Here is a 12,291-nt window from a genome sequence, read left to right on the forward strand (position 1 = left end):
ACTCACGTCCGACATTGAACTTTAGTAGGGGGCATGGCCTGCGGGGCCATTGAACGGAAGCATTCCTTCGTGTCAGTGCCGGGCAGGCTGAGATGGGAGCTCTTGGGCTTGCGTCCGCGGCCCAGCACGAGGCCGGCGTCCGCCGCCTCGAGGTACTGGTCGCAGAGCTGTTCAACCGTAAGCGATTTGCGCCGAGTCGCTTTATCCTCCGCGGGATCATCGCCCCTCGCGACCTGCCCGAGCAGCGAGAGCGCATCCTTGCGGGCTTGCTCAGCCGTGACGGGACCGTGCAGGCCGATCGTGACGCGGCGGGTCCGACCGGCATTGCGGTATTGGACAAGGTAGCTGCGCCGGCCGGACGCGAATACACGCAGACCGAAGCCAGGGAGCTCGTCACACCACAGGAAGTAGTCCTTGCCCTGCGGCTCAGCCGCTTCGACAACCCGCTTCGTCAGCTTCGCCAATCTGCCCTCCCCGCTTCCGCGGAAGCACTACGGAAGCAGCAGGAGGGAAACCCGGCCATTCACCAGGAACCTCGATCGCAGCCGAGCAACTCGAAACTGCTGGTTTTTCAGACGCTTGTAAACAGCAGCGCAGCCGGGAAAATCGCGGTAATGTGCTTCCCCTATCCCCTCGAAGGCGACGGTGGCGACGCGCGTGACCATCGACGTTCCGACTCCCAGCCGCCATCGAGGGTAAAGCGTAGCCCTAATCCTGACAACCGAGGCGTGCGTCTCGCCGATAAGGCTGCGGGAACCCTGCGCGCTTCCGCCCGTTCGGTCGCCGCGACGTCCCGCACAGGAGATTTCCATGACCATCGCCAAGATCGGCCTCTCGGCCCTCGCCCTCGGCCTCGCCCTCACCGGTTCCGCCTTCGCCGACCGCGCTCCGACGCCCGACGAGCAGACCAAGATCGAGGCCGCCCTCAAGAAGGAGGGCTTCACCAAGTGGAAGTCGATCGAGGTGGAATCCGACGAGATCGAGATCGAGGACGCCATCGACGCGAGCGGCAAGCAGTTCGACCTCGAGCTCGACCCGAAGACCTTCGCCATCACCAAGCGCAAGGCCGAGTAGCGCCCGGACAGGCCGCGAGGTCGGCGCTTGCGTTCGCCGGACGCGCCGGCCATATAACCCGCGGGAGGTTGGCGAGGGACGTTTCACTCGCCAACCGGGTCAGGTCCGGAAGGAAGCAGCCCTAACGAGACCGAACGGGTCTTCGTCCAGCCTCCCACCTCGATCGCGCCACCGGGCCGGCGAGGGGACGACGCCCGGACAGGGCAGCGGACCGGCATCCAGGGCGGCATGGACGCGAGCACCGGCACTCCCAGCGACGCGCCGGGCCTTCCCGGCTTTGCCCCGCCACCCGATGCGGCGACGCCCTATCGCGTGCTCGCCCGCAAGTACCGGCCCAAGGATTTCGACGACCTGATCGGCCAGTCCGCGATGGTGCGGACACTGGCCAACGCGTTCGCCGCCAATCGGATTCCCCAGGCCTGGATGCTCACGGGCGTGCGCGGGGTCGGCAAGACCACGACGGCGCGCATCCTGGCCCGCGGCCTCAACTACGCCCGCGACGGGCATCCCGATACCGGCCCGACCATCGCGATGCCCGAGCTCGGGCGACACTGCCAGGCGATCATCGAGTCCCGGCACATGGACGTGCTGGAGATGGATGCGGCCTCCCATACCGGCATCGAGGACGTCCGGGCCATCATCGACGGCATCCGCTACTCGCCGGTCTCGGCTCGCTACAAGGTCTACATCGTCGACGAGGTCCACATGCTCTCGGAGAAGGCCTTCAACGCCTTCCTGAAGACGCTGGAGGAGCCGCCCCCCCACGCGAAGTTCGTGTTCGCGACCACCGAGATCCGGAAGGTTCCGGTGACGATCCTGTCGCGCTGCCAGCGCTTCGACCTGCGCCGGGTCGAGGCCGCGACGCTGTCGGCCCACCTTGCCCGCATCTGCGCGGCCGAAGGCGTGAGCGCCGAGGACGAGGCGCTCGCCGCCATCGTGCGCGCGGCGGAAGGGTCGGTGCGCGACGCGCTCTCGCTCCTCGATCAGGCCATCGCCCACGGCGCTGGCCTCGTCAGCGCCGCCAGCGTGCGCGACATGCTGGGCCTCGCCGATCGGGGGCGCATCGTCGACCTGTTCGAGGCGGCGATGCGGGGTGACATCCCCAAGGCCTTCGCGGAGCTGCGCAGCCAGTACGAATCCGGGGCCGACCCGGCCGTCATCCTCTCGGACCTCGCCGGGTTCTGCCACCTCGTGACGCGGCTGAAGCTGGTGCCGGAGGCGGCCGCGGCCGATCCCACCTTGAGCGAGGCCGAGCGTCGGCGGGGAGCCGAGTTCGCCGGCAAGCTCTCGGTTCGCGTCCTGTCGCGGGCCTGGCAGATCCTGCTCAAGGCGATCCCGGAGGTGCAGACCGCGACGCGGCCGCTCGCCGCCGCCGAGATGGTTTTCGTTCGCCTCGCCTACGCCGCCGACCTGCCCACGCCCGACGAGGCCCTGCGGCAGCTGAAGGGCGAGGCCTTGGCGACCGCCGGCGCGCCGGCGCTGGTCTCCGCCCCGGCCCTCCCCGTCGGCGCGCTGCCCGACCCCGCCGCCGCGCCTCAAGCCACCGTCCCGCCGCCCCGCCCCGCCCTCGTCCGGACGAGCGGCGGCCCTCCGCAGCCGAGCGTGGCGCCGGCGCCCGTGGAGGCGGCCGGCCCGCGGCTGACGCAGTTTGCGGACGTGGTGGCGCTCGCCGACGCCCGTCGCGACATCGGCCTGAAGATGGCGCTGGAGCGCGAGGTCCACCTCGTCCGCTTCGAGGAGGGCCACATCGAGCTTCGGCTCGCGGAGAGCGGGCGCCCCAGCCTCGCCAACGACCTCGCCCGAGCGCTCGACGCCTGGACCGGGCGTCGCTGGATCGTCGCCCTGTCGCAGGAGCACGGCGCGCCGACTCTCGAGGCGACGTCCCGCGCCGCGCAGGCGAGCCGGCACGAGGACGCGGCGGCGCATCCCCTGGTGAGGGAAGTGCTGCAGCGCTTTCCCGGTGCCCAGATCGTGGACGTCCGCGACAAGGCCGCCGGCGCGGATGCGGCCGAGGCGGTGCCCGGCACCGAGCCGACGAGCGAAGAGGACGCCTGAACCAGGCTGTCTCCGCCGCCCTTTCCCGGACGCCTGCAGCATCAGCGGAAGGCGATCCGGGACCCGGCCACCGGCCTGCCGCGTCAGCGGCTCGGAATGAATGACATCAGGGTGCGGGCGCTTCGCGGCTTCCTATGCTGGGCCCCGGATCGGGTTCCGCTGGCGCTCCACCCGTCCGGGGAAGGACCGGATGGGAAGAAGGCGAAAGGCTTGCCGGCCGTCTATGCTGCAATGCGGAAATATTCGCGGTTGGCAGTTCCCATGAACGTTTGCGCTGGGAACGGAAGTTTGGCAATCAGAGCACGCATTTCCGGGGAGGAATGCCAAAGCCGAGCGCTTCGTCCCATGACCGGCGGCCGCCAGCGGCCGTCCGGCCGAGCTCGATAATCACGAAACAGCCCAAGGACGGTAGAATGACCGCATTGTTGTTGATTGTCCTGGGCGGGCTCTGCGCCGTCGCCTACGGAATCGTCACGATCCGCGACGTGATGAAACGCGACGCCGGGACCGCCCGCATGCAGGAGATCGCGGGCGCGATCGCCGAGGGCGCCCAGGCCTATCTGCGCCGGCAATACATCACCATCGGCGTCGTCGGCGTGGTGCTGTTCGCCGCTCTCGCCTACTTCCTCGGGGTCAAGGTCGCGATCGGCTTCCTGATCGGCGCGGTGCTCTCCGGCATGGCCGGCTTCATCGGCATGAACGTCTCGGTGCGCGCCAACGTCCGCACCGCCCAGGCCGCCTCGACCTCGCTCGGCGCCGGCCTCGACGTCGCCTTCAAGTCCGGTGCCGTGACCGGGATGCTGGTCGCCGGTCTCGCGCTGCTCGGCGTCGCCCTCTACTACGCCTATCTCACCCGGGTCGCCGGCCTCGCGCCCGCGAGCCGCGACGTCATCGACGCCCTCGTGGCGCTCGGCTTCGGCGCCTCGCTGATCTCGATCTTCGCCCGTCTCGGCGGCGGCATCTTCACCAAGGGCGCGGATGTCGGCGGCGACCTCGTCGGCAAGGTCGAGGCCGGGATTCCGGAGGACGACCCGCGCAACCCCGCCACCATCGCCGACAACGTGGGCGACAATGTCGGCGATTGCGCCGGCATGGCGGCCGACCTGTTCGAGACCTACGCCGTGACCGTGGTCGCCACGATGGTGCTCGCCGCGATCTTCTTCGCCGGCCAGACCGAGGTCGGCGGGCGCAACGTGCTCGAAGCGATGCTGCTCTACCCGCTGGCCATCGGCTCGGCCTGCATCCTCACCTCGATCGCCGGCACCTACGCCGTCCGGCTCGGGGCCAACCAGTCGATCATGGGCGCGCTCTACAAGGGGCTCATCACCGCGGGCGTGCTCTCGGTGGGTGCCATCGCCGCCGTCAACTACGCCCTGTTCGGCGGCTTCGACACCGTGTTCAAGACCAATGCCGGGGTCAGCTTCACCTCGGCCGGCCTGCTCGGCTGCGCCGTCATCGGCCTCGTGATCACGGCGCTCATCGTGGTGATCACCGAGTACTACACCGGCACGAACTTCCGGCCGGTGAAGTCCATCGCCGACGCCTCGGTGACCGGCCACGGCACCAACGTGATCCAGGGCCTGGCGATCTCGCTGGAATCGACGGCGCTCCCGGCCCTGGTGATCGTGGCCGGCATCATCTCCACCTACGCGCTGGCGGGGCTGTTCGGCATCGCCATCGCGGTGACGGCCATGCTGGCGCTCGCGGGCTTCATCGTGGCCCTCGACGCCTTCGGCCCGGTGACCGACAACGCGGGCGGCATCGCCGAGATGGCGGGTCTGCCCTCGGAGGTCCGCAAGTCCACGGACGCGCTGGACGCGGTGGGCAACACCACCAAGGCCGTCACCAAGGGCTACGCCATCGGCTCGGCGGGCCTCGGCGCCCTGGTGCTGTTCGCCGCCTACACCTCGGACCTGAGCTACTTCATCACCAACGCGAGCCCGACGCAGTACCGCTTCTTCCAGGGCGTCACCGTCGATTTCTCGCTGATGAACCCCTACGTCGTGGTCGGTCTGATACTCGGCGGCCTGATCCCGTTCCTGTTCGGCGGCATGGCCATGACGGCGGTCGGCCGGGCGGCGGGCGCCGTCGTCGAGGAGGTCCGGCGCCAGTTCCGCGAGGAGCCGGGCATCATGAAGGGGACCGTGCGGCCGAACTACGCCCGGGCCGTCGACATGCTGACCCGGGCCGCGATCAAGGAGATGATCGTGCCCTCGCTGCTGCCGGTGCTCTCGCCGATCGTGCTGTTCTTCGTGATCCTGCCGATCGCGGGCAAGGGCCAGGCCTTCGCCGCCGTCGGCGCGATGCTGCTCGGCGTCATCCTGACGGGTCTCTACGTCGCGATCTCGATGACCTCGGGCGGCGGCGCCTGGGACAACGCCAAGAAGTACATCGAGGACGGCCACCACGGCGGCAAGGGCTCGGAGGCCCACAAGGCGGCCGTGACCGGCGACACCGTCGGCGACCCCTACAAGGACACGGCGGGCCCCGCCGTGAACCCGGCGATCAAGATCACCAACATCATCGCCCTGCTGCTGCTGGCGGTGCTGGCCCATAGCTGAGACCGACCGGCCGATCGTTTTGTGCACATCCCCATCTCCCCGCATGCGGGGAGAGGGGCGCTACCCCTCATCCGGCCTGAGCTTGCGCAACACGGCGAGCGGCGGCTCCTCGGCATCCTCGATCAGGGGCTCGAAGGCAACGCCGGGCTTGCGCGGATAGGGGTCGAGCCCCAGCGACAGGAACTCCGCGGTCAGCGCCCCGAAATCGATGCGGCCGCCGACGATGGGGTCGGGCACGTCGGCCTCCTCGGCATCGGTGCCCTCGAGCACGTCCGTATCCGTGAACGCGGCCTCCACGGGCTCGACGAGCTCGCTTTCGAAGGGCTCGAGCGTGACCGTGCAGATCTGCGTCACCACGGCGCTGACCGTGCCGGTGACCTCGAGCCGGGTCGAGGAGCCTTGCGCCGTGAAGCGGCCGACGAGGTCGCGCACCGCAGGAATCTTGAAGTCCGCGGCCAGCGCCGCGCACTCGGCCGGCGTCGCCTCGACGGTCACCGGCGTGCCGTCGCGGCGCAGGCGCTCGACGCTAATCGGCCGCGACAGGGGGAAGGTTTCGTTCGTCCTCATGGTCGGACCTCCGGTTCGGCGAAGGCTTCGGGTGCGGGGAAGCGCGGCCCCTCCCCCAACAATCGATCGAGATCGGCCCCGGCAAGGCTCGCATCGGCGGCCCGCACGTAGCGGGCGAGGCCTCGGCCGGCCTCGGCCCCCTCCACCCCGATGACGTTGCGGGCCAGCGCCAGCGCGAGGGCCGCCTCATCCCCGCCATCCAGCGCGACATCGCAGCCCTCGGCACGGCCGTAGAAGGCCGCACCCAGCTTCTTCATGCGCTTGGGCACGCCGAAATCGCCCACGCCCATCTCGCGCAGCGAGGCGTCGAGCTGCAGGAAGACGGAATTGACGAGATCCTGGGCGACGTCGGCCGCGGGCGGCGGCAATTGGTGGAGGCGGCGCAGCACCAGGACAACGTGCAGGGTGAGGCATTCGAAGCGCCCCTCCACGCTGTCCGGGACGCCGAGCCGGGTGTAGAGCCCGGGCGCCCGCGAGGCGTCGTTGATGCGCCCGTGCAACGTCATCACGGCCTGCGAACGGGCGCTCGAGCGCCTGAACAATCGCGCGATCATGCCGTCCACCATGCGTGCCCTGGGTGTGGCCGAGCTTGCCTTGTCAAAGCCATAACCCCGCGTTAGGCCAGCGAATGGTCAAGGTGCAAGCCCCATCCGTGCCGGATGCGGCCGGCTCCGCATCGATCACGTGTCTCGTTCCGCAACACGATCAAGGGTGGCCGATGTCGCGCCGTCTCGTTCCGTCGCTCGCTCGTCTCGCCGTCCTCGGCCTCGTCGCCACCGGTCTCGGCGCCTGCATCGGCGAGGAGCTCCGTCACGGCTACCAGATCGACCAGGCCGCGCTCGCCACCGTGAAGCCGGGGCAGAGCGCCGAGCAGGTGCTGCAGATCCTCGGCACGCCCTCGACGGTCTCCACAGTCGGCAACAAGTCCTGGTACTACATCAGCCAGAACACCCGCCGCACGGTCCTGTTCCTCGGCGAGCAGGTGGAGGACCAGAAGGTCACGGCGGTCTATTTCAACGCGGCCTTCAAGGTCGAGCGCGTCGCCCTCTACGGGTTGCAGGACGGCAAGATCTTCGACTTCATCGAGCGCCAGACCCCGACGAGCGGCGCCGACCGCGCCTTCCTCAGCCAGCTCTTCCGCGGCCTGACCAAGTACGAGCCCTTCGGCTCGGGCTCCGGCACCAGCATCGTGCCCGGCGCGCGCAGCGGCCTGTGAGCGCCTGCCGGGGCGCGGGTCGCACCGGGCGATAGAAAACCGCCACGGAGGAGGGCTCAGCCCCCGCCTGCGTCGAGGTGAAGGACGACATCCGTCAGAATGCCGCGACGAGGTGGAAGCGGGGATATCCGAACCACCCCTGTCATTCCGGGGCTGCGCAGCAGAGCCCGGAACCCAGACACTCAGGTCGGGCTCAGCTTGCCGCGTCGGCGGTTCTGGGTTCCGGGCTCGCCTAACGGCGCCCCGGAATGACAAAGCCGATTGGCTTGACCAACGCGTTTTCGCGCCTTGATCGCCGAACGACAGCTCAGCTTCACACACCTGGGTTTGCAGAGACCAAGGTCCGAGCGGCGGCCCGAATTACCGCCGGCCGATCTCCGCCGTCTGGAGACGCGAGATCAGCTCGGCGAAGGTGTCGGGGATCGCGGTCTGCGGCTGCGCCTCGTAGGCGGAGCGCAGGCCCGTGGCCAGGCTCGCGACGAGGTGGTCGCTGATCTTGCCGCCATCGATCGGGCTCCAAGGAGCCTCGCCGCGGCCGGCTGCGGGAGGGCCGAAGGCCCGATGGTCGTCGAACCTGCGCTGCATCGACATGTCGACTCCACGTATTGCGGTTCCGGGCGGAACCTGCGCGCCTTGACGCCGACGGGCAACCGCTCGGGGCGGCGGAGGCCGGCCTTTCCCGGCGCCTGTGCCTATTGCGCGACAGGGCTCCCGGACCGGCGAAGGAGCCCTGCGACGATGTCGGCGGGCTCGGCGAAGGTCAGTGCCGGCGACGTTGCCGCCAGCGCGGCGCTGTGCGTGTAGCCCCAGGCGACGGCGCCGAACGCGCACCCGGCCTCAGCGGCTGCCTGCCGGTCGCGGATCTCGTCGCCGATGTACAGAACGCGGGCCGGCGACCGACCCGCCCATCGCATCGCCGCCCGCAGCCGGCGCGCCTTGCCGAAGAGGGAGGCGCCGCAGGCGAAGTGCCCGAACCTCGCCGCCTCGCCCGGCCCCAGCACGCGGCGGATGTGTTCCTCCCCGTTGGAGCTCACGATCCCCAGCGGAAGACCTGCGCCCTCCAGCTGCGCCAGCATCGTGGGCACCCCGGGAAAGAGCCTGATCGCGGCGGCGTCGCGGGCGGCGAGCGCGCGCATGTGGCGGCTGATCCACGGCAGCTTCCAGGCCGGGATGCCGAGATGGCGGATGATGGCGCGGGCATCGAGCCCGCGAAGCGCCTCGGCCTCGTGCGGGGCGACGCGCCGGAAGCGGTAGCGGTCGGCCACCGTGTTCAGGACGCCGACGAACCAGGGATAGGTGTCGGCAAGCGTCCCATCGAAGTCGAACAGGACGAGGTCGTAGCGCCGGTCCGCCGGGCGGGGCGTCAATGCAGCAGGTTGGCCAGGGGCACGCCGAGCCGCATGACGAGCCCTCCGGGCGCCCAATCCTGGTCGAGGGTGCCGTCGAGCTGGCCGGCGACGCTGCGCTCGGCGAGAACCGTGCCGAAGCCCTGCCGGTCCGGCGGACCCTCGACCCGGGGTCCGCCCGCCTCGGCCCAGGTCAGGCGATAGGTGTCGCCGTCGCGCGCGCCGGTCAGCGTCACGGTTCCTCCCTCCGTGGAGAGGCCGCCATACTTCATCGCATTCGTCGCCTGCTCATGGACGATCAGCGCCAGGGCGGTGGCCGAGCGGTCGCCCACCGGCGCGTCGTCGCCGGCGATCGCGATCCGCTCGCGGCCGTCCTGGGTGTAGGCCGCGAGGATGAGGCGCATGAGGCCGAGCACCGTCTGGCCGTGCTCGTGGGGCAGGCTGTCGGGCGAGTGCGGGCGGACGTATTCGTGCGCCTGGGCCAGGGCGGCGAGGCGCCGGCGGAACCCGTCCACGAACGGTTTCGCCGCCGGATCACGGCGTCCCGAGAGGGCGGCGATGCCGCCGACCACCGCGAAGATGTTCTTGATGCGGTGCGACAGCTCGCGGATCAGGAGGTCGCGCGCCTCCTCAGCGCGCTTGCGCTCGCGCAGGTCGCGGGTCACCGTGGCAAAGCCCGCGGGCGTGCCGTCGTCGTTGCTCAGGGAGAAGATGTTGTAGAGCACCGCGATCGGCTCGTCGGTGACGCGATGGCGGAAGGCGAGCTCGCCCTCCCACCAGCCGCGGCTCCGGACGGCCGGCAGCACCGCCTCGACGACGACCGCCCGGCTCGCATCGGTGAAGTAGTCGAGGATGTTCGTGCCCGCGACGGAACCCGGGTCCGGCAGGCCGACGAGGCGCCGCCCCGCCTCGTTGACGTGCAGGACGTCGCCGTCCGGGGCGGTGATCCCGATGAAGTCCTTCGATTGCGCGACCACGGCGGCGAGCTTGCGCGCCTCGGCCTCGGCCCGCTTCAGGTCCTCGATGTCGGTGCAGGTGCCGAACCAGCGCTCGATCCGTCCTTCCGCGTCGTGCAGGGGCATCGCCCGGCCGAGCGTCCAGCGGTAGGTCCCCGAATGGTGGCGCAGGCGGTACTCGATCTCGTAGGGCTCGCCGGTCGCGAGGCTGTGGCGCCAGCGGGTCCACGCCTGCTCCTGGTCGTCGGGATGGAACATGTCGTTCCAGCCCTCGCCGTCCGTCGACCCGTAGGGCACGCCGGTGAACTCGTACCAGCGGTCGTTGTAGAAGTCGTGGAATCCGTCCGGAAGGGTCGTCCAGACCATCTGGGGCATGGCCGCCGCCATGACCCGGAAGCGCCGCTCGCCCGCCGCGAGCTCGGCCTCGCGGGCGGCGACGGCGTCCCGTGTGCGGCGCGCCTCGAGCAGCGCCGAGACCTGACGGGCCAGCGCCCGCAGCGTCTCGATTTGGATCTCGGTGAGGCCCTCCGGCCGCGCCGCGCGGTCGAGGACGCAGAGGCTTCCCAGCGGCAGCCCTGCCTCCGTGCGGATGACGGCCCCGGCATAGAACTTCATGTGCGGCTCGCCCGTGACGAGCGGGTTCGCGGCGGTGCGCGGGTCGGCGGTCAGGTCGGGAATGACGAGGTCGTCGCCACCGAAGGCGAGGGCGCAGACGGATTGCTCGCGCGGCGTCTCCGAGCAGCCGAGGCCCCTCTCCGCCTTGAACCACTGCCGGTCGGCGTCGACGAGGCTGACCAGGGCGATCGGCGCCTCGCAGACCAGCGCCGCGATGCGGATCAGGTCGTCGTAGGCGGGCTCCGGCGCGGTGTCGAGAATCCGCAGGTCGTGCAGATACGCGACCCGCTCGGCCTCGGTCCAGGTTTGCGGCGGCGAGCCGGATTCAGTCGGGGTCAAGCGGTCGGAGCCTCGCGGTCGGACCATGCCATAGGACCGAACGCGGCCTCAGGAAAGTACGCGCCACCAATTTTCGGCCCGGATGGTCAGGGTTGACCGCGATGAGCGCCCGCCTCGACTGTACGGTCGTGCATGTTCGCGCAACCTGCACTGTAAAGGTGACAGCTAGTGTATCATTACATACACTAGCTGTCGTCCTATCACATCTTGTTTACGCGGCCCGGCTCGCGGCCAGAACCGGGTAGTCTACGTAGCCCTCCGGCCCCTGGCTGTACCAGGTCCGCGCATCGTCCTTGTTGAGAGGCGCGCCCGCGGCGAGGCGCGCCGGCAGGTCGGGATTGGCGATGAACGGGCGGCCGAAGGCGATGGCGTCCGCCTCGCCGGCATCGAGGACCGCCTGGGCGCGGGGCCCGTCGTAATCCGAGTTCAGCACGAGGGGACCGCCGAAGGCCCGCTTGATGGTCGGCGCCACCGGCGGATGGTTCGGCTTGCCGAAGGTGCCCTCGGGCCCGGGCTCGCGCAGCTCGACGAAGGCGATGCCGATCCCGGCGAGCGCCGCGGCGGCCGGCCCGAACAGGGCGTCCGGGTTCGAATCGTCGACGCCCTGGATGGCGCCGTTCGGCGAGAGCCGCACGCCGGTGCGGTCCCGGCCGACGACGCTCGCCACGCGCTCCGTCACCTCGGCGAGCAGCCGGACCCGGTTCTCGATCGAGCCGCCGTAGCGGTCGGTGCGGAAGTTGGAGCCGTCGCGCAGGAACTGGTCGATCAGGTAGCCGTTCGCCGCGTGAATCTGCACGCCGTCGAAGCCGGCGGCCACCGCGTTGCGCGCCGCGCGCTCGTAATCGGCGAGCAGCCGCGGGATCTCGTCGAGCTCGAGGGGCCGGGCCTCGGCATAGGGCTTCTTGCCCTCGTAGGTATGCGCCTGGTCCGGCGCCGTGGTGGCCGAGGCCGAGACCGGCTTCTCGCCGCCGAGGAAGTCCGGGTGGACGATGCGGCCCATGTGCCAGAGCTGGCACAGGATGCGCCCGCCCTCCTCGTGGACCGCCCGGACGATCGGCTTCCAGGCCTCGACCTGCTCGTCCGACCAGATGCCCGGGGCGAAGGGCCAGCCGAGCCCCTCGCGGCTGATCCCGGTGGCCTCCGTCAGGATCAGGCCGGCGCTGGCGCGCTGGCGATAGTACTCGACCATGATCGGCGTCGGCACGTGGGCGCGGCTGGCGCGGGCGCGGGTGAGCGGCGCCATGAAGACGCGGTTCTTGGCCTCGATCGCGCCGATGCGGATCGGATCGGACAGTGACGGCATGGATGAACTCTCGATGGATATCGGTTGGGCGCCGGGGACGCGGCCGGCGCTCTCGCCGGCGCTGCGGCTCGCTCCTAGTTGGGCGTTGCCCCGGCATCCGCCAGGGCTCCGGACGCGGGGCTGCCACCGCCGTGCGTCCGCGCACATCGGACGGAACCTTCCCTTCAGGGGTCCGCAACCGCCCGGCGCGGAACGGGCCGGATCAGATTTCGTTTGCCCACGGGGCGCGAGGCGCTATTTTCCGCCCCGCCGGGGACGG

At 70.3% G+C, this 12,291-nt stretch carries 12 protein-coding genes and 1 other RNA gene; 5 read left to right on the plus strand and 8 right to left on the minus strand.

What is annotated here, in order from left to right; genetic code table 11:
- Positions 1–2: 2 nt before the first annotated feature.
- Together MFF55_RS07460 and MFF55_RS07465 are read right to left on the minus strand one after the other, a co-directional pair.
- Positions 3–464, minus strand: a complete 462-nt coding sequence (locus tag MFF55_RS07460) for an Arm DNA-binding domain-containing protein (RefSeq protein WP_306421393.1) — start codon at positions 462–464, stop codon at positions 3–5.
- A gap of 27 nt (positions 465–491) precedes the next feature.
- Positions 492–665, minus strand: a complete 174-nt coding sequence (locus MFF55_RS07465; protein WP_238243449.1) for a hypothetical protein — start codon at positions 663–665, stop codon at positions 492–494.
- Between the two features lie 145 nt (positions 666–810).
- Between MFF55_RS07465 and MFF55_RS07470 the strand changes: the two genes are divergently transcribed.
- From MFF55_RS07470 to MFF55_RS07485, 4 genes are all read left to right on the plus strand, one after another.
- Positions 811–1,074, plus strand: coding sequence for a PepSY domain-containing protein (locus tag MFF55_RS07470; RefSeq protein WP_238243450.1), 264 nt, complete (start codon positions 811–813; stop codon positions 1,072–1,074).
- Between the two features lie 62 nt (positions 1,075–1,136).
- An RNA gene (gene ffs / locus MFF55_RS07475) (signal recognition particle sRNA small type) lies at positions 1,137–1,233 on the plus strand.
- A gap of 69 nt (positions 1,234–1,302) precedes the next feature.
- Entirely contained in the window at positions 1,303–3,129 is a 1,827-nt protein-coding gene (locus tag MFF55_RS07480; protein ID WP_238243451.1) for a DNA polymerase III subunit gamma/tau, read from the plus strand.
- Between the two features lie 413 nt (positions 3,130–3,542).
- The gene (locus tag MFF55_RS07485) at positions 3,543–5,690 is read left to right on the plus strand and encodes a sodium-translocating pyrophosphatase (RefSeq protein ID WP_238243452.1); all 2,148 of its coding nucleotides are present in this window, start codon (positions 3,543–3,545) and stop codon (positions 5,688–5,690) included.
- 60 nt (positions 5,691–5,750) lie between these two features.
- On the opposite strand, the gene MFF55_RS07490 is transcribed toward MFF55_RS07485, so the two are convergent.
- Positions 5,751–6,257, minus strand: a complete 507-nt coding sequence (locus MFF55_RS07490; RefSeq protein WP_238243453.1) for a YceD family protein — start codon at positions 6,255–6,257, stop codon at positions 5,751–5,753.
- Positions 6,254–6,811 (minus strand): ubiquinol-cytochrome C chaperone family protein, encoded by a 558-nt coding sequence (locus tag MFF55_RS07495; protein WP_238243454.1) that lies wholly within the window; start codon positions 6,809–6,811, stop codon positions 6,254–6,256. The genes MFF55_RS07490 and MFF55_RS07495 overlap by 4 nt, the downstream gene beginning before the upstream one ends.
- Before the next feature lie 164 nt (positions 6,812–6,975).
- Between MFF55_RS07495 and MFF55_RS07500 the strand changes: the two genes are divergently transcribed.
- Positions 6,976–7,473 (plus strand): outer membrane protein assembly factor BamE, encoded by a 498-nt coding sequence (locus MFF55_RS07500; protein WP_238243455.1) that lies wholly within the window; start codon positions 6,976–6,978, stop codon positions 7,471–7,473.
- Between the two features lie 360 nt (positions 7,474–7,833).
- Here the strand turns inward: MFF55_RS07500 and MFF55_RS07505 are convergent, their stop codons facing one another.
- From MFF55_RS07505 to MFF55_RS07520, 4 genes are all read right to left on the minus strand, one after another.
- Positions 7,834–8,064 (minus strand): hypothetical protein, encoded by a 231-nt coding sequence (locus MFF55_RS07505; RefSeq protein ID WP_238243456.1) that lies wholly within the window; start codon positions 8,062–8,064, stop codon positions 7,834–7,836.
- A gap of 101 nt (positions 8,065–8,165) precedes the next feature.
- A complete protein-coding gene (locus tag MFF55_RS07510) occupies positions 8,166–8,840 on the minus strand; it encodes an HAD hydrolase-like protein (RefSeq protein ID WP_238243457.1) in 675 nt (224 codons plus the stop codon).
- Complete coding sequence (locus MFF55_RS07515) at positions 8,837–10,729, minus strand: PAS domain S-box protein (protein ID WP_238243458.1); 1,893 nt, start codon at positions 10,727–10,729, stop codon at positions 8,837–8,839. The genes MFF55_RS07510 and MFF55_RS07515 overlap by 4 nt, the downstream gene beginning before the upstream one ends.
- Before the next feature lie 211 nt (positions 10,730–10,940).
- Positions 10,941–12,032: an alkene reductase gene (locus tag MFF55_RS07520; protein ID WP_238243459.1), complete on the minus strand. Its 1,092-nt coding sequence runs from the start codon at positions 12,030–12,032 to the stop codon at positions 10,941–10,943.
- Positions 12,033–12,291 lie beyond the last annotated feature (259 nt).

The organism is Methylobacterium iners (assembly GCF_022179305.1).
Taxonomy (GTDB): Bacteria; Pseudomonadota; Alphaproteobacteria; order Rhizobiales; family Beijerinckiaceae; genus Methylobacterium; species Methylobacterium iners.

What these genes read in the sequence shown, in the direction of transcription:
- MFF55_RS07465 (WP_238243449.1), bottom strand. Translation starts at nt 665, where the DNA reads ATGGTCACGCGCGTCGCCACCGTCGCCTTCGAGGGGATAGGGGAAGCA.
- MFF55_RS07470 (WP_238243450.1), top strand. Translation starts at nt 811, where the DNA reads ATGACCATCGCCAAGATCGGCCTCTCGGCCCTCGCCCTCGGCCTCGCC.
- MFF55_RS07480 (WP_238243451.1), top strand. Translation starts at nt 1,303, where the DNA reads ATGGACGCGAGCACCGGCACTCCCAGCGACGCGCCGGGCCTTCCCGGC.
- MFF55_RS07485 (WP_238243452.1), top strand. Translation starts at nt 3,543, where the DNA reads ATGACCGCATTGTTGTTGATTGTCCTGGGCGGGCTCTGCGCCGTCGCC.
- MFF55_RS07490 (WP_238243453.1), bottom strand. Translation starts at nt 6,257, where the DNA reads ATGAGGACGAACGAAACCTTCCCCCTGTCGCGGCCGATTAGCGTCGAG.
- MFF55_RS07495 (WP_238243454.1), bottom strand. Translation starts at nt 6,811, where the DNA reads ATGATCGCGCGATTGTTCAGGCGCTCGAGCGCCCGTTCGCAGGCCGTG.
- MFF55_RS07500 (WP_238243455.1), top strand. Translation starts at nt 6,976, where the DNA reads ATGTCGCGCCGTCTCGTTCCGTCGCTCGCTCGTCTCGCCGTCCTCGGC.
- MFF55_RS07505 (WP_238243456.1), bottom strand. Translation starts at nt 8,064, where the DNA reads ATGTCGATGCAGCGCAGGTTCGACGACCATCGGGCCTTCGGCCCTCCC.
- MFF55_RS07520 (WP_238243459.1), bottom strand. Translation starts at nt 12,032, where the DNA reads ATGCCGTCACTGTCCGATCCGATCCGCATCGGCGCGATCGAGGCCAAG.